18 protein-coding genes, 2 pseudogenes and 2 CRISPR repeat arrays are annotated in these 21,432 nt (G+C 36.2%); of the genes and pseudogenes, 14 read left to right on the forward strand and 6 right to left on the reverse strand.

The window, feature by feature from the left end; genetic code table 11:
* Positions 1 to 204: 204 nt before the first annotated feature.
* From LI241_RS11190 to LI241_RS11220, 7 genes and pseudogenes are all read left to right on the forward strand, one after another.
* Positions 205 to 384: pseudogene (locus tag LI241_RS11190) on the forward strand (site-specific integrase); the annotation flags it as partial.
* Positions 374 to 709 carry a hypothetical protein gene (locus tag LI241_RS11195; RefSeq protein WP_009247526.1) on the forward strand — a complete coding sequence of 112 codons (336 nt, stop codon included), beginning with the start codon at positions 374 to 376 and terminating at the stop codon, positions 707 to 709. The pseudogene LI241_RS11190 and the gene LI241_RS11195, both read left to right, overlap by 11 nt.
* Positions 699 to 1,853: an AAA family ATPase gene (locus LI241_RS11200; RefSeq protein WP_009247525.1), complete on the forward strand. Its 1,155-nt coding sequence runs from the start codon at positions 699 to 701 to the stop codon at positions 1,851 to 1,853. The genes LI241_RS11195 and LI241_RS11200 overlap by 11 nt, the downstream gene beginning before the upstream one ends.
* 334 nt (positions 1,854 to 2,187) lie before the next feature.
* Positions 2,188 to 3,348: a plasmid recombination protein gene (locus LI241_RS11205; protein ID WP_009247524.1), complete on the forward strand. Its 1,161-nt coding sequence runs from the start codon at positions 2,188 to 2,190 to the stop codon at positions 3,346 to 3,348.
* Between the two features lie 26 nt (positions 3,349 to 3,374).
* On the forward strand, positions 3,375 to 3,752 hold the full coding sequence (locus tag LI241_RS11210) for a TnpV protein (protein WP_009247523.1): 378 nt from the start codon (positions 3,375 to 3,377) through the stop codon (positions 3,750 to 3,752).
* A 453-nt stretch (positions 3,753 to 4,205) separates the two neighbouring features.
* The gene (locus tag LI241_RS11215) at positions 4,206 to 5,750 is read left to right on the forward strand and encodes an ATP-binding cassette domain-containing protein (RefSeq protein ID WP_009247522.1); all 1,545 of its coding nucleotides are present in this window, start codon (positions 4,206 to 4,208) and stop codon (positions 5,748 to 5,750) included.
* 84 nt (positions 5,751 to 5,834) lie between these two features.
* The gene (locus LI241_RS11220; protein ID WP_009247521.1) at positions 5,835 to 6,332 is read left to right on the forward strand and encodes a nucleotidyltransferase domain-containing protein; all 498 of its coding nucleotides are present in this window, start codon (positions 5,835 to 5,837) and stop codon (positions 6,330 to 6,332) included.
* A gap of 409 nt (positions 6,333 to 6,741) precedes the next feature.
* Positions 6,742 to 7,306: direct repeats of the CRISPR family, unit length 34 nt; unit sequence GTCGTACCTCTTATGAGGTACGTGAGTTGAAATG.
* A 13-nt stretch (positions 7,307 to 7,319) separates the two neighbouring features.
* Here the strand turns inward: LI241_RS11220 and ytvI are convergent.
* The 5 genes from ytvI to LI241_RS11245 form a co-directional block, all read right to left on the reverse strand.
* A complete protein-coding gene (gene ytvI, locus LI241_RS11225; RefSeq protein WP_008687420.1) occupies positions 7,320 to 8,465 on the reverse strand; it encodes a sporulation integral membrane protein YtvI in 1,146 nt (381 codons plus the stop codon).
* Between the two features lie 13 nt (positions 8,466 to 8,478).
* A complete protein-coding gene (locus tag LI241_RS11230; RefSeq protein ID WP_008687421.1) occupies positions 8,479 to 9,033 on the reverse strand; it encodes a CDP-alcohol phosphatidyltransferase family protein in 555 nt (184 codons plus the stop codon).
* 191 nt (positions 9,034 to 9,224) lie between these two features.
* On the reverse strand, positions 9,225 to 10,025 hold the full coding sequence (locus tag LI241_RS11235) for a putative ABC transporter permease (RefSeq protein WP_008687422.1): 801 nt from the start codon (positions 10,023 to 10,025) through the stop codon (positions 9,225 to 9,227).
* An 11-nt stretch (positions 10,026 to 10,036) separates the two neighbouring features.
* Positions 10,037 to 10,672, reverse strand: a complete 636-nt coding sequence (locus LI241_RS11240) for an HAD family phosphatase (RefSeq protein ID WP_008687423.1) — start codon at positions 10,670 to 10,672, stop codon at positions 10,037 to 10,039.
* Positions 10,665 to 11,129, reverse strand: coding sequence for a MarR family winged helix-turn-helix transcriptional regulator (locus LI241_RS11245; RefSeq protein ID WP_008687424.1), 465 nt, complete (start codon positions 11,127 to 11,129; stop codon positions 10,665 to 10,667). The genes LI241_RS11240 and LI241_RS11245 overlap by 8 nt, the downstream gene beginning before the upstream one ends.
* 176 nt (positions 11,130 to 11,305) lie before the next feature.
* On the opposite strand from LI241_RS11245, the gene LI241_RS11250 reads away from it, so the two are divergent.
* The 7 genes and pseudogenes from LI241_RS11250 to cas2 all read left to right on the forward strand — a co-directional run bounded on the left by LI241_RS11250 (position 11,306) and on the right by cas2 (position 19,283).
* Entirely contained in the window at positions 11,306 to 13,765 is a 2,460-nt protein-coding gene (locus LI241_RS11250) for a CRISPR-associated helicase/endonuclease Cas3 (RefSeq protein WP_008687425.1), read from the forward strand.
* An 18-nt stretch (positions 13,766 to 13,783) separates the two neighbouring features.
* Positions 13,784 to 14,509 (forward strand): type I-C CRISPR-associated protein Cas5c, encoded by a 726-nt coding sequence (gene cas5c, locus LI241_RS11255; protein ID WP_227151288.1) that lies wholly within the window; start codon positions 13,784 to 13,786, stop codon positions 14,507 to 14,509.
* A complete protein-coding gene (gene cas8c / locus LI241_RS11260; RefSeq protein WP_008687427.1) occupies positions 14,506 to 16,443 on the forward strand; it encodes a type I-C CRISPR-associated protein Cas8c/Csd1 in 1,938 nt (645 codons plus the stop codon). The genes cas5c and cas8c overlap by 4 nt, the downstream gene beginning before the upstream one ends.
* Position 16,444: 1 nt before the next feature.
* Entirely contained in the window at positions 16,445 to 17,296 is an 852-nt protein-coding gene (cas7c, locus tag LI241_RS11265; RefSeq protein WP_008687428.1) for a type I-C CRISPR-associated protein Cas7/Csd2, read from the forward strand.
* A 331-nt stretch (positions 17,297 to 17,627) separates the two neighbouring features.
* Positions 17,628 to 17,972: pseudogene (locus LI241_RS11270) on the forward strand (Dna2/Cas4 domain-containing protein); the annotation flags it as partial.
* Positions 17,956 to 18,987: a type I-C CRISPR-associated endonuclease Cas1c gene (gene cas1c, locus LI241_RS11275; RefSeq protein ID WP_008687432.1), complete on the forward strand. Its 1,032-nt coding sequence runs from the start codon at positions 17,956 to 17,958 to the stop codon at positions 18,985 to 18,987. The pseudogene LI241_RS11270 and the gene cas1c, both read left to right, overlap by 17 nt.
* A 5-nt stretch (positions 18,988 to 18,992) precedes the next feature.
* A complete protein-coding gene (gene cas2, locus LI241_RS11280) occupies positions 18,993 to 19,283 on the forward strand; it encodes a CRISPR-associated endonuclease Cas2 (protein WP_026006737.1) in 291 nt (96 codons plus the stop codon).
* Between the two features lie 164 nt (positions 19,284 to 19,447).
* Positions 19,448 to 20,348: direct repeats of the CRISPR family, unit length 33 nt; unit sequence GTCGTACCTCTTGTGAGGTACGTGAGTTGAAAT.
* Positions 20,349 to 20,478: 130 nt separating this feature from the next.
* On the opposite strand, the gene LI241_RS11285 is transcribed toward cas2, so the two are convergent.
* Positions 20,479 to 21,360, reverse strand: a complete 882-nt coding sequence (locus LI241_RS11285) for a DUF368 domain-containing protein (RefSeq protein WP_008687435.1) — start codon at positions 21,358 to 21,360, stop codon at positions 20,479 to 20,481.
* Positions 21,361 to 21,432 lie beyond the last annotated feature (72 nt).

Here is a 21,432-nt window from a genome sequence, read left to right on the forward strand (position 1 = left end):
GAAACGCCCACGGCAATCAGCGGCCAGGCAAAATGCCGGACCGCTGGCACTATTCGGTTTTGTCGTTAATGTAACAGCCTCCTTTTTTCGTCAATTTTCTCGCCATATTTCAACTTGGGAAAAGGAATTGAATAGACGGCGACAAACGCTGAAACCCCTTGAAAATCAAGGCTTTTTCCGTTTGTCGTTATTATACCGTAATGGCACAGCCACATTTCACTCTTGATTGATATGGGCTTTTCTGCGGTGGCGATTGCTGACCGAGTTGGTCACGAAAGTATTGATATTACTTATCAGTACGCACACCTCTTTCCGTCAAAGCAGATTGAGATGGCAGAAAAATTAGATGATTTAGGGAAAGGAGATTTTGAAAATGTCAGCTAAGAACAGAGATAACAAAAATCGTTGGAGGAATATCACAGTAGGGTTTCGAGTATCGCCCGAAGAAAACGAACTCATTAACAGAGCTGTAGCTCTATCAGGATTGCCAAAACAGGAGTATTGTTACCGCCGTTGCTTAAATCAGGATGTGGTGGTACAGGGCAATCCGAGAGTGTATAAGGCGTTGAAAACGGAATTTGCCACAGTCCTTGCGGAACTGAAAAGGATTGAAGCAGGAAAAGGTGTGGATGATGAACTGCTGAGTGTAATAGAACTGATTTCCATTATTCTCGGCGGTTTGAAAGGAGAGGATGCGAATGGAGAATAAAAAAGAAATGACTATTCCAAATGTATCTGCGGCAACAGATGCGGAACAGTCACTTTCCAAATGTACTGACAATAGTATAGTCAATCAGGATACGGATTTCAAGGGGTACGAGCAATCTTTTGAAGAAATGCAAAGGGAAATACTCAGACAGTTAGACCCTTCCTATCTGAAAACAGTATCAATGACAACGCTGTATGATACGGTGTTTGAGGTTCAGACACCACTTATCGACGGTCTGCTCCAAAGGGGAACTTACCTTTTCGTAGGTTCCCCGAAAGTGGGAAAGAGCTTTATGATGGCACAGCTTGCCTATCATATCAGCACAGGCACACCGCTTTGGGAGTATAAGGTGCGTAAGGCAACGGTGCTTTATTTTGCCCTTGAAGATGATTACCCACGTTTGCAGAAGCGATTGTTTCAGATGTTCGGTGCAAAGGAGACAGGCAATCTGTATTTCGCAACGGAATGTAAAACGGTCAATGGCGGACTGGAAGAACAGATAAGAGGGTTTATGAGGGAACACCCAGACACAGGCTTGATTATCATAGACACCTTAAAGCGTGTGCGTGAAGCAGGCGGAGCAGATTACAGCTACGCAAGTGATTATGATGTTGTGGCAAGGCTGAAAGCGTTGGCAGACAGTTACAAGGTTTCAATGCTTATTGTTCATCATACACGCAAACAAAAATCGGAAGATATATTCGATATGATTTCAGGCACGAATGGTCTGATGGGTGCGGCAGACGGTGCATTTGTTCTCAGTAAGGACAAGCGTACTTCCAACAATGCCACACTTGATGTTGCTGGCAGAGACCAGCAGGATATGAAAATCCATCTTGTAAGGGACAGCGAGCGATTGGTGTGGAACTTTGCAAAATCGGAAACGGAGATGTGGAAAGAACCGCCCGAACCTCTGCTTGAGAAGATAGCGGATACGCTCTTTTCGGAAAGTGACAGATGGGAAGGAACTGCTTCGGAACTTTGCGAAAGGCTTGCGGTGGATATAAAGCCGAATGTACTTTCTTTAAGGCTCAGTATCAACGCAAGCAGGCTGTTTCGTGATTACGGTATCCGTTATCAGAACAGCCGCACACACGACGGAAGAAAGGTTTCACTTTGGAAAGAAACCGAGCAGACGGCGTGACAAACGGTGTCAAAGGTGTCAATGTTTTTGAGAGCAGCACGCTGTGAAAAACATTGTCACCATCGTCACACTTTGACACCGGATAAAGTTTAGGGGAGTGTGCAGAGAGTGCCTTTTCAAAGGCGGCTCTTTGGTCTCGCCTGCTGGCTCGGTCGGTTCGCAGGCGTGTGTGCCACCGGCACACGCTCACCCCTCGGAGAGCCTTCGGAGAACGCAAAACCTGTTTACAGGTCGCATTTTTGATGGGTGTACCCGTCAAAAGTGCTTTTGCGTTACTTTTGACAAAAGTAACAAAACCTGAGAATGTTGAAATTTACAGATGGGAGATGAAAAAATGCAGAGAACGATAAGTGCAATGGTCGGTAAAGGCTCGGTCAATCACAATAGCCGAAAGTTCCGAGCAGAAAATGTAGACGGAACTCGTACTCATCTCAATATCGACTACTGCAATGAAAATATAAAGACAGTTTATCACGAATTGTTTGATGAAGCATTGGAAAGATACAATGCCAAGCAGATAAGGTCAGACCGAAAGATAAAAGATTATTATGAAAAAATCCGAAGTTCCAAGCAGGAAAAACCGTTCCACGAAATCATTTTACAGGTGGGCGGTAAGGGAAATATGAACGCCGATACGGAAAACGGAGAACTGGCAAAGCAGATTTTAGATGAATACTATCAGGGTTTTCAGGAGCGAAATCCACAGCTTCGGGTGTTCTCGGCTCATCTGCATATGGATGAAGCTACACCACATCTGCACATAGATTTTGTACCTTTTACCACAGGCAGCAAGCGTGGACTTGATACAAGAGTGTCACTAAAGCAGGCTCTTGCAACGCAAGGTTTTAAGGGCGGCAGTCGTGGCGATACGGAGTGGTCGCAATGGATACAGTCCGAAAAAGAACAGCTTGCGGCGGTGATGGAACGTTATGGGATTGAGTGGGAACATTTAGGCACACACGAAAAACATCTTTCTGTTTTGGATTATAAAAAGCAGGAAAGAGAAAAAGAAGTGGCGGCATTAGGTGCGAAAATCGAGCAGAAACAGATTGAATTTGATGTGTTGTCGGAACGAGTATTGAACTATGATAAGGCAAAAGACGAGCTGTCAAATCTTGAAATAGAGCTTGATACTGCACCGAAATATCAGTTGCCAGAACCAGAGAAATTTATGACTGCAAAGGCATATAAAACCAAAATGGCAGAGCCGGTTGTAAGGAAATTGAAGCAACTTGTCAAAACGGTGCTTGCCCGCTGCTTTGAGGGGTGGGACAACTATCATAGGCTGAATACAGCGAATGCACAGTTATACCGCACCAATCAGCGTTTGGAGAAAGTCAATGAAAGATTGACCGAAGAAAACAAAATCCTAAAAGCAGAAAATAAAGATTACAGCCTGCTCCGTAAGGTTTTTGGTCGCAAACAGATAGATGATTTGTTGGAGCAGGCAAGAACAGTTAAAGGTCGCAAGCGTGATAATACACGATCACGATAGACAAAAATCACAGGAGGAAAAGGAAAATGACAAAGACAATTTTTGAAGAAATGGGCGGAACTTATAGACAGGTGGGTGATTATTTATTGCCGAACATCACAGTACCAGCCGAAGAAGAAATAGAGCCGATTGGTTTATGGGGGAAACGACATGCAAGGCATTTAAAGGAACACTATAAAGTGTTATATATGAACCTGCTGACAAGCGGAAAGCTGCATAGTTATCTTGCAGAAGTCGATAAGCAAGCAGAGGATATGTTTCTTCGACTGGTAAAGGAATATGCCGACAGACAAGATGTGACGGAACAATTAAAGAAAGATAATCCCTACGAATGGATTGGAAGAATGAATAATATTCAGGCTTGTGTGAGGGAAGTTGTAGGAACGGAGTTGATTTACACATAAGCGTTTTACGGTATGGTGCTCCTGCGTTTGCTGGAGTGCTGTGGTTGTGGTTGTAAAGAGGTTGTGAAAGATTGAATTTCGTAATGGTTGGATGTATAATTAGGAAGTGAAAATTTTAATTTGCACTTCCATAAGGTGAAATGTATTGACACAAAAAATACAGTATGATAGTATTGCCATTAGAAGAAAGAAAGGCACATTTTGTGTAAGGTGAGGAAATGATTAATAGATAATTTGATTTAAGTAAGACACATATAGTTATTGAGCCTGTAGAGAATAGGTTTGTTTTGTGTACGCTTAAGTTGGATTATCGCAAGAGGCATTTCCTTTGTTTTCCTTTTGGAAAAGAAATAAGGGTCTATTTAGCGAGTCTATTTTTGCGTATGCAAAAAAGACTCGTTTTTGTGTGTTCAAAATAATAATTGGCTCAGACTTCGAAAAGGAGAAACTTTAATGTTGCAGATAAAAAAATTAAATTTAACACATAAAAAAGACCTGAGAATAATTCTTAATGATTTCAACCTTGTGCTAAATGATGGAGATAAGGCAGTTATTATTGGAGAAGAGGGAAATGGGAAATCGACATTAATGAAGTGGATATACAATCCGTCGCTTGTAGAAAACTATATAGAAGCAGATGGGGAAAGGATAATGGGACACGAACGTCTTGGTTATCTTCCGCAGGAGATGCTCGATGAAGATAAGGAAAAAACAATATACGAATATTTTTCTGAAGAGGAAATATTCTGGGAGAAAACGCCTAAAGAATTGTCTGTTATTGCGGGAAAATTTGGAATGAAAAATGATTTTTTCTACAGTAACCAGACAATGGGTAGTCTTTCAGGAGGCGAAAAAGTCAAGACACAACTTATGAGGCTTTTCATTCGCGATGTTTCTGTGCTGTTGTTGGACGAACCTTCCAATGACATCGACATTGCGACGCTTACATTACTGGAAAAAATCATAAATGACTGGAAGCACATTGTGCTTTTTATTTCACACGATGAAACGCTGATAGAGCGTACTGCCAACATGGTGATACATATCGAGCAGATTATACGAAAAACAAAGGCGAGATATACCGTGGCAAAGCTTCCCTATAGACGCTATGTGGAAGAACGGCTTCATAAATTTGAAATCCAAAAACAGCGGGCACTGAGTGACCGTAGGGAGAAAAAGATTCGCGATGAAAAATATCAAAGAGTTATGCAGAGTGTACAAGGTGCATTAAGAAGTTGTACCAGACAAGCACCGTCTGTTGCCAAAAACTTAAAGGACAAAATGCATACGGTTAAGGCAATGGAACGAAGATTTGAAAAAGAAGATGAAAATATGACTCAGATGCCGGAACAGGAAGAAGCAATCTTTGTCAAATTAGGGGATGAAAACTCACACATTCCCGCAGGAAAAACGGTCATAGAATATGAACTTTCAAAGCTTGTGACTCCGGATGGCAAAAGAATTTTAGCAGAAGGAATTCATTTAAAAATAAAAGGTTCAGAAAAAATCTGTATGATAGGAGCCAACGGGGCAGGAAAAACGACTCTTCTAAAAAAGATAGCGGAAGAACTCCTAAATCGGAATGACATTAAAGCAGAATATATGCCTCAAACTTATGAAGACCTGCTGGATTTGGATGTTACACCGGTTGATTACCTTGATAAAACAGGAGATAAAGAAGAGCGTACAAGAATTAGAACATACCTTGGTTCACTTAAATACACACCAGATGAAATGGAGCATCCGATTCGGGAGTTATCAGGCGGACAAAAGGCGAAAGTGCTTCTCTTGAGGATGAGCTTAAGTGGTGCAAATGTTCTTATTCTGGATGAACCGACAAGAAATTTTTCACCATTGTCCGGTCCGGTAATAAGAAAAATGCTCCGAGAATTTCCGGGGGCTGTCATTAGCATTTCTCACGATAGAAAGTATATTGAAGAGGTGTGCGATAAAATATATCAGCTAAATCCTAATGGATTACAGCTAATTGGTGATTGATAACAAAAAGGATGAAAGACTGACAAATTTCAGGCTTTTAGTGAGTTGGAAAGCATACAAAGATTTGAATTTGGAGGATAGATTATGGTACGTACAGAAGATGCATGTGAAATTATAAAATATGCTTTGCAAAACGAAATTAAAGTATATTTAGATGGCGGATGGGGTGTTGATGCACTTCTTAAAAGAGAATCAAGAATACACAATGATATTGATTTGTTTGTTGAACTGAAACATTATCATGATTATATTTATGTGATTAAGCAGCATGGATTTGAGGAAGTAAATACTGATTATACAACGGATGGTCATACTGTCTGGAAAGATGATAAACAAAGAATCATTGATTTACATTGTTTTGAATTTACAGATGACGGAATTGTTTATGAGGGAGATATATTTCCATCAAAAACTTTTTCCGGTATTGGAAAAGTTGGAGATATAACTGTTTCTTGTATTGAACCATTGAGTCAGGTAATGCTTCATTTGGGATATGAACACGATAAAAATGATGTGCATGATGTGATGCTGTTGTGTGAAACATTTCAAATAGCAATACCAGATGAATATAAGGAAAAGTAAAATTTCAGTTTTGTGTTGAATCTCTAAGCAAAATAGCTTATAATTTGACATGCTACATATAGTTATTATCCACAGTTATCGAGTAGGTGTTATCAATGCCGATAACAAAATGATAACATTAGCTCGTATAGGCAGGATAATATGGATATATCAAATAATCAAAAGAACGAGAAACATTACAGAGAATAATTCCTAAACAAAAAGCGTTAGTCTTTGTAGAGTTTGAATAAATTTAACTATTTAATAAGTTGGTGCGAATGGGAAGCATACATAAAAAAGCTAAGAGATTCGCACCAATTTTTTTGTATCATATGTTGTGATTTATAGAAAATAATTGAAGAAGTATTAAGAAAGTATATAAAATTTATACATTTCTTCTTTAAATGGTATGTTTTACATGAAGATTTGCGTCGTACCTCTTATGAGGTACGTGAGTTGAAATGCAAGCAATAGATTGGAGTGATGAAGATGAATGTCGTACCTCTTATGAGGTACGTGAGTTGAAATGCTCATAACCCTGTCGACGAGTCCTGAATGCCAGTCGTACCTCTTATGAGGTACGCGAGTTGAAATATCGCTAGAGTTTGTTCCACCTTTTATCTTTAGTCCTGTCGTACCTCTTATGAGGTACGTGAGTTGAAATGATTTAACGAACATCATAAACCAAATGAACAAGTGTCGTACCTCTTATGAGGTACGTGAGTTGAAATGATACCTTTCTGCAGCAGGTAGATGATCTACAGGTCGTACCTCTTATGAGGTACGTGAGTTGAAATGACCATTTTTTGAAATAATCTTCCAGTACGCTGATGTCGTACCTCTTATGAGGTACGTGAGTTGAAATGAAGTAAATAAAGCAGATGAAGTTATCAGCGAAGGTCGCATCTTGTAAGAAGCGTGAGTTGAAATGATAAAGTATTCGATAGAGCACTCTATGAGAAACGCCGCATTCGCGAGATGTGTGAGTTGAAATTGAATCGTACATAATTATTTGTCAAAGTGTCGCATCTTATGAGGTACGTGAGTTGAAATGTTGCATTTGGATTCATGTAAGTTATAACATTTATACAAATGTATAATTTCCTCTTCATTAAGATTTTTAAGGATTAGTAACACCATCGGCATGCACATGAATCCAAACACACCAAATAATTTACCACCTGCATACATACATAACAGCATTAACAAAGGATGCAGTCCTAACTGCTTTCCCATTAATTTAGGTTCTACTATATTACGTATTAAAGTAATAATTAAATATAATATTAATAATCCTATGGCTAGTTTATGTTGTCCTTGAACATAAGAAAACAGAATCCATGGTATCATAATACCGCCGGTACCTAATATTGGAAGTACATCAAAAATCGTTATGCCTAAGGCTATTAGCCAGGCTTTTTTTATATCTAAAATAGAAAGACCTATGACTAATTCAAAGAATGTTAATAGCATTAATTTGATTGTAGCTATAAACATGTTTAAAAAGGTATGAGTGGCAAAATAACGTATAGATAATATGATTTTTTGTGTTTCTGGTGAGAACTGTTGAAAAAAGAAATTAGAAAGGTTATGGTAATCAGAAGTAAAAAAGAAGCTGGAAAATATGGCTATAAAAAAGGTTAAAAGGAATTTAGGTACTGAAGATAGTAAATTACTTAATATGCTTAGAATGTTTTGCGATAAGTCGGTAACAAATCCTGAAAGAAAATTTTGTAGTCCTTCCCAAATGGATGTGATGGCACTTGATATCGCCCCATCATAATCCTTCCAAACTACTTGGACATGAGAGAAAGAATCTTGAAGAAAAGGTTCCATCGTGTTTTGATACCATTCGGGTATTTTAACAAGCACATCTTGCGTCCAAAAGTATATCTTCATACCGCAATAACTTAATATAACACCTAATAATGCATAAAAAAATAAAATGATGACAATGCTCCAAAACTTTTCATGTCCCTTTGTAATCCTGACAAAAATACGGATAATGGGACGTAACATAAAGGCTATGAAAAAACCAAGAATGAATGGTAAAAGGTAGGGAATGATATATTGAAAAAAGACATAAAAAAGGAGCATTAGAATGGAAAAATACAGAAAACGAATGATAAAGGCTCGTTGTTTTTCTGTATCCATTCTGCACCCTCCTTTATGAATGATTCATTTTATGAAACATAGAGAAATAGGTTTTCATATAAAGCAGGAACGAAATCAGTAAGAATATGGCTGTAATGAGTAAAAGGATATCTGAGTATATAGTGTTTTTAATTGGCAACAAGAGCAGTAGAAACATTGTAACATAGAAAACTGCCGTCGATACCTTACCAAACCACTGCGCACCGTTCATATAACCGCCTTTTTTTCTCATATACAGCCAACATAAGAACATACTGGTTTCTTTGACCATGAATAACAGAAACACCCATTTCATATGCTGAATCTTGAATAGCAGTACAAATACAATAGCGAACTGCAGAAGTTTATCTGCAAAAGGATCTAACATTTTACCTACTTCACTTATTGCATTCGTATGTCTTGCGATATAGCCATCTAAGAAATCAGTAAAACCACATGCTAGGATAAGAATAGCTGCGATCAGTTGTTCATCCTGCATATAATAATATATGAAAATAGGTACTAGAATTATGCGTAGCATAGTAAGTAAATTTGGTATGGTACAAATATCTGATTTTTTTATATACATGATATTCTCCTTATGTTATTTGAAAATGCAATAAATTTATAATAAGCCGCGATTATATGTCCATTCAATTGTCCAAACAATGACGGTAGAGTTGGATGCTATAGTACATCTTATACTATATGAATTTGTACGAAGAAAAGCTTTTCCAATTCTTTTGGTTAATGTTTTGTGATGCTCATTGTTTACAAAGATTAATGATGTAAGTGATTGTGCATTGTTTTAAATAATGCTTCAATATTCGTTCTAGATAAAGCTTCTTTTCTGTTAGGGAATGCTTTACTTAAACGCTCGTGTGTATGCTTACGTTTTTGATGCAGGGAATCTACCATATCATGAATTTTTTTAATATGCGATAATAAAATTTCATCTGCATCGGTACTATCTAAAACACGGCGAATACTTTCACTTATAGGTTCTTCAAGTGGAAAAATCTGGGCTGTTTTAAACTCTTTGACCAATTCTTTCATACTGTTCTCCACTTCCAAGAAGTCCTTGTTTTTGCGTAGTAATGCCATAAGTGTTGATACACCATCATAGGTGAATAGGATAATTAACAATATACAAAGTATAGCTTGTGCCGGATGCGGCAAAAGATTTATTGAATCATTTACAAATGGATGCAATACATAGTAAACAAATACAGCCATAATACCGAAAAGTGTAGAGTTTTTTAAACAAATACGTCCATTAATATTAAAAGGATATGTTGAATAATCCCACCACTTTGTATGAAAGAACATTTCCATCAGCCAGCTGGTTATGTATTCAAGTACACTTGTAACAAAGATGCCTGCTACAAATAGAAGCAGTGGCTTAGCGGCAAAAGGTGTGAGTAGGTAAATAACAAGCATAGCTCCACAGCCATAAATTGGACAGTAGGGTCCTTCTAAAAATCCACGATTTATGAATTTCTTGGCAGGAATACTGCAATAGATGCACTCACATATCCAACCTAAAAAGCTATAAGCGAAGAAACATAAGATATAGAACATAAGATATCCTCCTAGAATAACTCATACAGACGTTTATCAGAATAATCTTGTATGATAATCGGACAATCTGCAAATTTGCGTTTTTCTTTATCGCTCACAACGATAACATCAATACCGGCATTTTTCGCAGCTTGTACACCATTTTCTGTATCTTCAAAAATTACACATTCTTCTGCTTTAAGATTGACATTATGTAATGCCTCTAGATACATCTGAGGATCTGGTTTACTGCGTGTTACTTGTTGAGAAGTAATAACATAGTCAAAATAGGGAGTCATTTGTTTGTGTTTTAAGATGTGATTGACCACATCAGTTGCATTGTTTGTACATAGACATATTTTATAATTTTTTTGCTTCAGATAATGCAGGAAGGTCAAAGCTTCATTTTTCATAGGAGCATGATCATAATGATCTAGTAAAAAATCCATGATACGATCAATTAAATCTTGCGCTTCTTGTGGATCTTCCACCTCTTCACGAATCTTTTGTTCCATTTCTGAGAAGCTTCGCACGCGTGATTTTAAAACTTTTAATATTAATGTTTTTTGGACAGTCTTTAATTCACTTAATGCTTGCTTGAAATTGATATTTTCATAGGTATTGATGAGAGTACCATCCATATCGAATAAGACACCTTTTTTATTCATGAGGATCCTCCTTTTCATTTATCATTTCTATAAATTGTTCTAACTTTTGTAATCCTTTTACGATGAGTTCTTTGTCTTTATCGTTATAATAATTCCATTGTTTTTGATAATGCTGATACATGGCATCATGGATCGTATGAATACAAGCTTTTCCGGATTCTGTAGGATATAATAAGACTACACGTTCATCGCTCACGCTGCGTTTACGAAAGATATATCCTAATTTTTCTAATTTTTTGCAGGTTACAGACATATTGCCTGCATCTTGTTGCAAGGCTTTTGCACAGGCACCTATGGTACAAGCGGTATGTTCTTGAATATGGGATAAAACACGGTATTGAAGTTCACTTATTTGATATTTTTCATAGTAAGGACGTAGAAAACCAGTAGAACGATGGTTTAATTTGCGATAAATGCGTTCAATTTGTTTCTGATACGTATACATAGAAATATTCATATTTTCACCTTCTATATAATTTATATGTAGTTTACATATTTTATATAGAATATAAAGATTTGTCAACTTTGTCATAAGCGATAAATTGTAAAAGTCAATCATATAATATCGTTCAATAATTAAAATTTTATGATATAATTGAGAAAACGCTTACAAACACTGTCGGGGGGCATTTCATGGGTGAACTATTAGCGCATCGTATCAAAAAAACAGCATATTCACAAACACTAAAACAGCACGAAGAAAATACAGCAGCTTTATGCCAAAAATTTTTAACCACTTGTGAACTTGATAAAATTGGTTATTTAAGTGGGATACTGCATGATTTAGGAAAAGCTAAATCTTTATTTCAAGCATATTTAATGAAAGATGAAGACACAAATGAAAAAATTAATCATGCTTTTGCAGGTGCTATTTATCTATATGATCATTTCTATAATTTAGATAATACTAATGAAGTTATACAAAAATGCTTTATAGAATCCGTAAGTTTGATCATATTATCCCATCATTCAAAACTTTATGATATGTATAATCCGGATAAAGAAATGCCTTTTCATTCAAAATTAATGACAAAGAAAGAAATATTAGATTATGAAGAAAGCGTAAATACCTTTTTCAGCATATTTGATAAAAGGTATTTGCAAACACTCATCCAAGAGGCTATTCAACAATATCAAACTCTCTTTTTACGCATGAAAGAACATGTAAATAAATTAAAACCATTCTTAGAAGAGCAAGGTTGTAAAAAGAAAAATGGAACACTTTTGTATTTTCAATTAGGATTGCAAACGCGCTTATTACAAAGTGCATTACGAGATGCAGATTGCTATGATACATATTTGTTCATGAATCATCCTACTTTATCTTATAATGTACTTCAACCTCCCTATTTTGAAAAGAACCGCCTGCATATCTGGGAAACATTAGAAGAAAAACTAAATGCACATCTTTTAACTCTTCAACAAGGAAACAAGCAAACAGAAATCAATCAGTTACGAAATCAAATATCTCTAGAATGTTATCAGGCCGGAGAAAAAAAGCAAGGCATTTACACACTGGCTGCTCCTACCGGTTCTGGGAAAACGTTAGCAAGTTTACGATTTGCATTAGCACATGCAAAAAAACATAAACATATCCGTCATATTTACTATGTGATACCTTATTTGTCAATATTGACGCAAAATGCAGCTAACTTAAGAGATGTGTTGGGTGAAAAAGATGAAGTCATCATCTTAGAACATTATTCTAGTCTTGTTATTGATGATGATGAACAGCATCAACTATTCACAGAACGTTGGGATCATGCAGTAATCCTCACAAGTTATGTGCAAGTATTAAATGCACTTTTCCATGGGTCTAAACAAAATATTCGCAGAATGCATCAATTGACAGATGCGATTTTGATATTCGATGAAATTCAATCATTACCTGTGTCTTGTAAGAATATGTTTCAAACAGCTATTGACTATTTAACAGAATTTTGTGGGTCTACTGTTTTATTGTGTTCCGCTACACAGCCATTTCCTCCCAATAAATTAAACGCTATTCCTCCTTATGAAGAAATACTTTCTCATTTAAAAATATATAATGAAGCTTTTCAACGTGTCCGCTATGAAGATAAGACACAGTGTATAATGCACACAGATGAATTAGTAAAGGTAATTAGCGAGGATATGCAATTACGCCAATCGGCTCTAATTATCCTAAACCAAAAGAAAAGAGCTTATGATGTTTACCATGAACTTAAGACTCTTTTGGATAAAGATTATAAAATATTCTTCTTGGCGAATACAATGTGTGCACAGCATAAAGAAGATATGATTAAAGAGATGACTACAGCTTTAAAGAAAGATACGAAAGTCATTTGTGTCAGCACATCTTTGATTGAGGCAGGAGTGGATTTAAGCTTTGAAACTGTGTGGCGTGCTTGTACAGGTTTAGACAGTATTATTCAAGCAGCTGGACGCTGTAATCGAAATCGTGAATATGAAGAAGGAATTACGTATATTTTTTCGGATGCTGATGAAAATTTATCAAGACTATCAGAAATTGCCAGAGCAAAAGCATTGACCCTTCGAGTATTGAAAAAATTCAGAGATAATCCACTACAATACGATAATAATATCGCATCACAGAAGACATTGCATAGCTACTATAAATTTTACTATGAAAACCTTTCTGCTTATAAGAGCGAATTAGCTATCGAAACAGATTATATTAAAAAAGTTGGACAAGTGACTTACAATCTATATGATTTATTGTCAGAAAATGAACAAAGTATAAAGCAATTCAGTAATGATGAGAAAAAACAATGTGTTATGCGGCAAGCTTTTCGTAAAGCTGGCGATTTATTTGAAGTAATACCTAATGCAACGACAACAGTAATTGTACCATATGGCAAAGGTGAAGACATCATCACCGAATTATGTGCGGATATAAAAGATTATGAACGCATCGATACGTTAATAAAACAAGCACAGCGTTATAGCATTGAAGTATATACACAAGGGAATCACTATCAAGACTGCTTTACAGCTATAAAAGACTTGGGGGTGATGATACTGAATGATGGTTATTATGATGAAACGTGTGGATTCCACATGATGGCACAAAAAGGTGGCTATTTTCTATGAAGAAAGGAGTGATGAAATATGAGAGAAAGTAAAATTCAATTTAAAGTGCAGGGGCAATATGCGTTATTTACGGATCCCATCACGCGTATGGGTGGAGAAAAGATGTCATATCAAATTCCAACCTATGGTGCTTTACGAGGTATTGTAGAAGCGATATATTGGAAACCAACGATCGAATGGATGATTGATAAGTGTCGTGTGATGAAACAAATTCAAACAGAAGCAAAAGGAATGCGGCCTTTGGTTTATGATGGTGCCATCAGCAAATCGCAAGGGAATTCACTATCCCTTTACACCTATTTGTATGATGTAGAGTATCAGATTGAAGCACATTTTGTATGGAATGAAAATCGTCCCGATTTGAAACAAGATCGCAACGAAGATAAACATTATCAAATTGCTAAACGTATGCTGGAAAAAGGTGGCAAGCGAGATGTATTTCTTGGGACCAGAGAATGTGTTGCAGAAGTAGAACCATGCATATTTGGCGAAGGAAGTTCAGCTTATGATAATGTTGCGGCCATGACGTTTGGCTTAATGTTTCATAGCTATCAATATCCGGAACAAAGTGCGGATGAGAAATTAAGAGCGCTGTTTTTCTATCCACAGATGAAGCATGGCATTATTGAATTCCCACAACAACAAAATTGTCCTATTCAAAATGATTTGCGTGTTATGAAAGAAGAAAAACTGTTCATTCCCGGTCAGAACTTTTCCTTCTTAAAGGATGGTGATGAGGTATGAGCTGGGCGGTAAAGCTATGTGAAACTTATGATAATTGTTTGGATAAGGTAGGAATTGCCGATAATAATCATCGGATATTGTTACCAATCGGTTATACAACCGTAAGTGCACATATCGAATGTACGTTGTTTCAAGATGGTAGTATACAAGCAGTACTTATTCCGAAAGCGAATGCAAAAACAATGATACCAAGTACCATTGATTCTTCTTGTCGTTCGGGTAAGGATGCCAACAAGGTTCCCCATCCACTGTTTGATAAGCTTTATTTCATGGCAAAAAATCTAGCACAATATTCAGATGAAAAAAAGCTTTATGATAGCCATGCGATTTATATGCAACAACTGCAGGCATGGATCCAATCGGCACAAGGAAAACTGGGAACATCACTTTTAAAATCGCTTTATACATATTTGGATAAAGGAACGTTGCTGCATGATCTTGTACAGCAAGACATTCTGATTGTTGATGAGAATGGAAAACTTAGCAAAAAACGCATGGTTGACACAGATGGCATTGATATCTTCAAATTAGTAACAGAACAGAGCAGTGCGGTACTTCGTTTTATTGTAGAGGATGAAGATGGGCACTTTCATAAACTATGGATGGAAGCAGATTTAATAAAGTCTTTTTCTGCATACTATGAACCGATGATTGAACAAAAAGGGCTTTGCTATATTAGTGGGGAACATACCTCGCTATCTACAAAACATCCTAATAAGATACGCAATGTTGCTGATAAAGCGAAATTGATATCATCAAATGATACAACCAATTTCACTTACTTAGGACTATTAACTGATAGTGCACAATGTGCAGGTATTGGCTATGAAGCATCCCAGAAAATACACAATGCCTTGAAATGGCTGATTGAACGTCAAGGGAAGCTATATGGTTCTGGTGAATTAGCCATCGTTGCATGGGGATTAAAAAAAGTTGAGCTTATCAACCCACTAGACAATATCTTTGATTTTGATGATGAAAAGGAAATTAAAATAGATATACAGGAAGATTATGCGTATGCATTAAATAAAGCTTTATCAGGATACTATACCAAAAGATTTCAAGATCCAGATGAAGATGTTGTCATTATGGCTTTAGATTCTGCCACTACAGGAAGACTTTCAATTTCGTATTACAGTGAATTAAAAGGTTCTGCTTTCTTACAACGTATAGGTAAGTGGTATGCATCCTGTGCATGGCAAAATGTTATTCGTTTTGAAAAACAAATAGATGCAAAAGGGAAAGAAATCTACCAACGTATACGTTACACCGGCACGCCTTCGATTAAGAGTATCATCCATTGCGCATATGGTAATAGCATTAAAAAAGAAATAGAAAAAGCAACAACAAAGGAATTATTAAGCTGTATCATGGATGGGCGTAAACTGCCTTATGCATTAGTGGATCATATTTGCCAACGCTTATATAAACCCTATACTATGTCAAGTGGAGAATATGATGCTGATTTACATATCGGTTGTGCTGTTTTAAGAAAATATCTGAATGATATAGCGTCAGAAAAGGAGGTCTGGATCATGGGACTAGATAAACAAAAAATGGATATTAGTTATTTATGGGGACGCTTACTTGCTTATGCGCAAGAAGTAGAAAAAGAAGCTTTAGAAACTATGGGCGTAAGAGATAGAGAAACCAATGCGGAGCGCTATATGCGGCGCTTTCAGTTAAGACCATTAGAAACTTGGGAACAACTTTACCTAAGATTACAGCCTTACCAGGTAAAGTTAAGGAAGAATAAAAATTATCGTTTTAAAGTCTTGAACGAAGAAATGAATGAACTGGCTAACACACTGCTGAATGAAGAGAAATATCAGTTAGATGGTGCATTAGATAAATGTTTTATTTTAAGCTATTGCGCACAGCTTGATGAATTGCGATATAAAACAAATAAACAAGAAGAAAGCGAGGATAAATAATATGAGTACCTTAAAAAACAAGATTGATTTTGCAGTAGTATTTTCTGTTCGCTATGCGAATCCTAATGGTGATCCATTAAATGGAAACCGTCCAAGAACGACCTTAGATGGGTATGGAGAAGTATCTGATGTTTGTATTAAAAGAAAAATCAGAAACCGTATGCAAGATATGGGATACGATATTTTTGTACAATCTGAAGATAGAGCAACAGATGGATATGATAGTTTAAAAGAAAGAGCTGATAATAATGAGCAGGTTGTAGCTGCAAAAAAAGCTAAGAATAGAGGACTTTATGCAGAAGCTGCATGTAAATCATGGCTAGATGTACGAAGTTTTGGGCAAGTATTTGCCTTTAAAGAAAAAGGCTCAACAGCTGGCGTCAGTGTCAGTGTTAGAGGTCCGGTATCTGTACAATCAGCATATAGCATTGAACCGGCGGAAGTATCTGGATTGCAGATTACAAAGAGCGTAAATGGTGAAAGTGGTGATAAGAAAAGCTCAGACACCATGGGGACAAAGCATCGTGTAGATTTTGGTATTTATGTATTTAAGGGAAGTATCAATTGTCAATTAGCAGAAAAGACTGGCTTTAGCGAAGAAGATGCTGAGGTTATTAAGGAGGCACTGCGCACATTATTTGAAAATGATTGTTCTGCTGCACGTCCTGATGGTAGTATGGAAGTACTAAAGATGTTTTGGTGGAAGCATAATTGTGCAAATGGTCAATATTCATCTGCAAAGGTTCATCGTACTTTAAAGATAGATGTCAAGAAAAGCATGTCCTCTGATATAAATGATTATGAAATTTATACGGAAGATTACCCTGATTTAAAACCTGAAACTTATGAATAAATGGGAAGATATAGATTTCCTTGATATAGCAGGTATTCAGCACTTTTCCTTTTGTCGTAGACAGTGGGCATTAATACACATTGAAAAAGAGTAGGAAGATAACGATTTAACAGTTTTAGGGTCGATAGTTCATGAACATGCCCACGATGGATCATTTACTGAAAAAAGAGGAGATATCTTAATCACAAGAAGTTTAGAAGTGCACTCTTATGCATTAAAAGCACATGGATTTTGTGATGTGGTGGAATTTCATAAAGATAAGCAAGGGATAAAATTATTCAATAGGGAAGGCATATGGAAACCTTATCCTGTGGAATAGAAAAAAGGAAAACCTAAAACAACTGAAATGGATTGTTTGCAATTGTGTACACAGGCAATCGCTTTAGAAGAAATGTTTGATTGCAACATTGATAAAGGGTATTTGTTTTATCATGAAATTGCTAGGAGAGAAGAAGTGGAGTTTTCAGAAGCATTACGGAAACAAGTAGAAAGCGCATTTCAAGAGATGCATGCATATTATGAAAAATCTTATACACCTAAAGTAAAACCTTCTGCAAAATGCAAACGATGTTACTTACAAAACATATGTCTGCCTGAGATAGCTAATAAAGAAACAGTGAATACCTACATCAAGAGAAAATTGCATGAGGAAGCAGAAGATGAAAAAATTAAATAATATTTTATATATTACGTCACCAGATGCTTATTTATCGCTGGATGGTGAAACGGTAAAGATACAAATAGGTGATGATAAAGAAAAACGTATACCTTTTCATAATTTAGAAGGAATTATCACTTTTGGATATGCAGGGGCAAGCCCAGACTTAATGCATGCTTGTGCTCAAAGAAACATTGCATTGACTTTTTTGAGTTCACATGGACGCTTTTTAGCTAGAGTAAATGGTGAACAATATGGTAATGTGGTATTGCGAAAAAAACAATATCGGATATCTGATTCAGAGATGGAAAGTCTAGCCATCGCGAAAAATATGTTGATAGGAAAGATATATAATGCAAAGTGGGTATTAGCTAGAGTAGTGCGTGATCACGCGATGCGTGTGGATGTAAATGCTATTAAAAATGCTGTTTCCATCATGCAGGAATGTTTGTGCAATCTACAAAGTGTAAATGATCGTAAAATGTTAATGGGTTTTGAAGGAAAAGCTGCTGTTGCCTATTTTAGTGTACTAGATGAATTAATATTGCAGCAAAAAGATGTATTTTTCTTTCATGGCAGAAATAAAAGACCGCCAGAAGATAACATAAATGCATTGCTCTCTTTTGGTTATACATTGTTATCTCATGATTGTGCTTCTGCATGTGAAAGTGTCGGATTAGATGCTTATGTTGGTTTTTTACATCAAGATCGACCTGGCAGGATTTCATTAGCCTTAGATCTTATGGAAGAATTAAGAGCAATCATGGTAGACAGATTTGTTATAACACTTATAAATGAGAAAATTTTAACAAGTGCTCATTTTATAAAGAAAGAAAATAATGCTGTTCTTTTAAATGAAGAAGGTAGACGAATATTTCTGGCAACTTGGCAAAACAAGAAAAACGAACAGATTACACATCCTTATCTAAAAGAAAAAATTGAATGGGGTATGGTGCCTTTCGTACAAGCACAATTATTAGCTCGGTACTTAAGAGGTGATTTAGATGAATATGCACCATTTTTGTGGAAGTGATGATTATGATGGTATTAATAACATATGATGTGAATACAGAGGATAAAGCTGGGAGGAAACGTTTAAGGAAGGTAGCTAAGCATTGTTTGAATTATGGATTGCGAGTACAAAATTCAGTGTTTGAATGCAATGTAAATCAAAAAGAATATGTTGAATTGCAGCATGTATTGTCTACTGAAATCGATGAAAGTAAAGACAGCCTACGCTTCTATCTTTTAGGGAATAATTATAAAAATAAGATTATTCATATTGGAGCAAAACCAACATTCGATGTTACGGAACCTTTGATTTTTTAAATGTTGGTGCGAATGTGAAGCTAACATAAATTTCCTAGGACATTCGCACCTATTTTTGATTATTTTAATTGGATTTTTATGCTTTTATTTGATAGAAATTTAATTTTTATGTTAATTTAATGCAAATATTGTTACTAATATCGAGATTAAAAGCAATATTTGCTGTCGTACCTCTTGTGAGGTACGTGAGTTGAAATACCTGTACGCTCATCTGTTAACTCAATTTTGTGGTCGTACCTCTTGTGAGGTACGTGAGTTGAAATCATCATTGGCAAGTATTAAGCACTTCCCAATTTGCGTCGTACCTCTTGTGAGGTACGTGAGTTGAAATATTTCAAACTTGGTTAGGTCAAATCAAATTTAAAGGTCGTACCTCTTGTGAGGTACGTGAGTTGAAATAAATGACGCTGTATTTATCGATTATTATACGCGTGTCGTACCTCTTGTGAGGTACGTGAGTTGAAATTCATACCATTCGGGTAATGTCTTTGGTTTTGATAGTCGTACCTCTTGTGAGGTACGTGAGTTGAAATCCGACGTGAAGACAATTTTTCATCGCATGAATCGGTCGTACCTCTTGTGAGGTACGTGAGTTGAAATTTTTATAGTGGTTGATTGTTGGTTAGTTGTTGGTGTCGTACCTCTTGTGAGGTACGTGAGTTGAAATCATCTGTCTAAATACATATAAGTCAGTTGCTATCGTCGTACCTCTTGTGAGGTACGTGAGTTGAAATTTTTTGTTTAATGATTTAAAGATAACTTCGATAATAGTCGTACCTCTTGTGAGGTACGTGAGTTGAAATATGAATATATGGTAGGTGATAAATATGAACAACTGTCGTACCTCTTGTGAGGTACGTGAGTTGAAATGGTAATTTTGGAGATATTGAAATCTACGACCAGTCGTACCTCTTGTGAGGTACGTGAGTTCAAATAATTTTAATTGTTCATACGTGTTGATCTGCAGCTGTCGTACCTCTTGTACGAGAGTTGAAATAAATTGTATATGTATACTGCGATCTCCCCGGTTCCGTCGTACCTCTTATGAGGTATGTGAGTTGAAATTATTGATTTTAGATGAAAAATTATTGAGGATAATCGGTCGTACTTCTTACGAGAAATTCAGATGTCTATATGTAAGTATTTACAAATAAAAAAGGCAAATCCTCTTTGGATTTACCTTCCAAATAACGTATTAATCTGCCTTTTCTGTAACATCCTTCATCTTCTGCAAACCAAAGATAATAAGTCCACCAACTACAAACCATAAAATATCAAAAGAACTAAAACTCAATGGTGCTTTTGGTGTTGACAATGTTTGTGGTCCCATGATGATGGCATAAAAAGAACCAATCATCATACCGATTATCAGAAATATCATAATCGAACGATGTTTATCTAAAGCCCATTTGATAACCCGCACTACTGAAACAATTCCCGCTAAGATCCCCAATGCAAAGACAATCAGGATTGGCAGATAATCTAAGTTAAAGCTAATCACCGCTTTAACAGCACTTATGATAGGAACATAAAGTCCGAAAATCAATAATAAGGTAGAACCACTGATTCCGGGTAACACCATTGCCGAAATAGCAAACATCGCTGCAACAAATACATATAAAATTAAAGATATATTTAAACTACTTAGATCCACTGTACTACCTTGACCAGCAATCGGATTAAAATATGTAATCAATGCGACAATGGCAATACCGATAATACCGGCAATAATGCTACTGGCATTAAACTTCATATTTGCTTTTTCCTCTTTAACAACAATCGGAATGGCAAAAAGGATAAAGCCCATAAACAAAGAACTAATTTTATAAATTTGAGCATCAAAGATACTCGCAAGAATACTGACTGCCATTAAGAAACCAACGACCCAGCCAACCATAATTTTAATTAAGAAGATGATTGCTTCTTTTTTTTCTTGCATAGAACCTGCAACTAATGCATCTAAAGAACCAATAAATTTATCATAAAAACCTAGCAGGAAAGCTACGGTACCTCCTGATACGCCAGGAACACTGTCTGCCAATGCCATACAAAAGCCACGAATGAAATTTAAAATCATATTACTATAACCGCCTTTCATGACCTTTATTATACAGGAAAGTCATCAAAAACCAATCGTTAAATGTAAAAT

This window comes from Longicatena sp. 210702-DFI.1.196 (genome assembly GCF_020563125.1).
Taxonomy (GTDB): Bacteria; Bacillota_I; Bacilli_A; order Erysipelotrichales; family Erysipelotrichaceae; genus Longicatena; species Longicatena caecimuris.

Bases quoted from the DNA above. Each gene is read 5' to 3' on its own strand.
- LI241_RS11220 (WP_009247521.1), top strand. From the start codon at position 5,835: ATGGTACGTACAGAAGATGCATGTGAAATTATAAAATATGCTTTGCAA.
- cas8c (WP_008687427.1), top strand. From the start codon at position 14,506: ATGAGCTGGGCGGTAAAGCTATGTGAAACTTATGATAATTGTTTGGAT.
- cas1c (WP_008687432.1), top strand. From the start codon at position 17,956: ATGAAAAAATTAAATAATATTTTATATATTACGTCACCAGATGCTTAT.
- LI241_RS11285 (WP_008687435.1), bottom strand. From the start codon at position 21,360: ATGATTTTAAATTTCATTCGTGGCTTTTGTATGGCATTGGCAGACAGT.
- LI241_RS11205 (WP_009247524.1), top strand. From the start codon at position 2,188: ATGCAGAGAACGATAAGTGCAATGGTCGGTAAAGGCTCGGTCAATCAC.
- cas5c (WP_227151288.1), top strand. From the start codon at position 13,784: ATGAGAGAAAGTAAAATTCAATTTAAAGTGCAGGGGCAATATGCGTTA.
- ytvI (WP_008687420.1), bottom strand. From the start codon at position 8,465: ATGGATACAGAAAAACAACGAGCCTTTATCATTCGTTTTCTGTATTTT.
- LI241_RS11235 (WP_008687422.1), bottom strand. From the start codon at position 10,025: ATGTTCTATATCTTATGTTTCTTCGCTTATAGCTTTTTAGGTTGGATA.
- LI241_RS11210 (WP_009247523.1), top strand. From the start codon at position 3,375: ATGACAAAGACAATTTTTGAAGAAATGGGCGGAACTTATAGACAGGTG.
- LI241_RS11245 (WP_008687424.1), bottom strand. From the start codon at position 11,129: ATGAATATTTCTATGTATACGTATCAGAAACAAATTGAACGCATTTAT.
- LI241_RS11195 (WP_009247526.1), top strand. From the start codon at position 374: ATGTCAGCTAAGAACAGAGATAACAAAAATCGTTGGAGGAATATCACA.
- cas7c (WP_008687428.1), top strand. From the start codon at position 16,445: ATGAGTACCTTAAAAAACAAGATTGATTTTGCAGTAGTATTTTCTGTT.
- LI241_RS11240 (WP_008687423.1), bottom strand. From the start codon at position 10,672: ATGAATAAAAAAGGTGTCTTATTCGATATGGATGGTACTCTCATCAAT.
- LI241_RS11215 (WP_009247522.1), top strand. From the start codon at position 4,206: ATGTTGCAGATAAAAAAATTAAATTTAACACATAAAAAAGACCTGAGA.
- cas2 (WP_026006737.1), top strand. From the start codon at position 18,993: ATGATGGTATTAATAACATATGATGTGAATACAGAGGATAAAGCTGGG.
- LI241_RS11230 (WP_008687421.1), bottom strand. From the start codon at position 9,033: ATGTATATAAAAAAATCAGATATTTGTACCATACCAAATTTACTTACT.
- LI241_RS11250 (WP_008687425.1), top strand. From the start codon at position 11,306: ATGGGTGAACTATTAGCGCATCGTATCAAAAAAACAGCATATTCACAA.
- LI241_RS11200 (WP_009247525.1), top strand. From the start codon at position 699: ATGGAGAATAAAAAAGAAATGACTATTCCAAATGTATCTGCGGCAACA.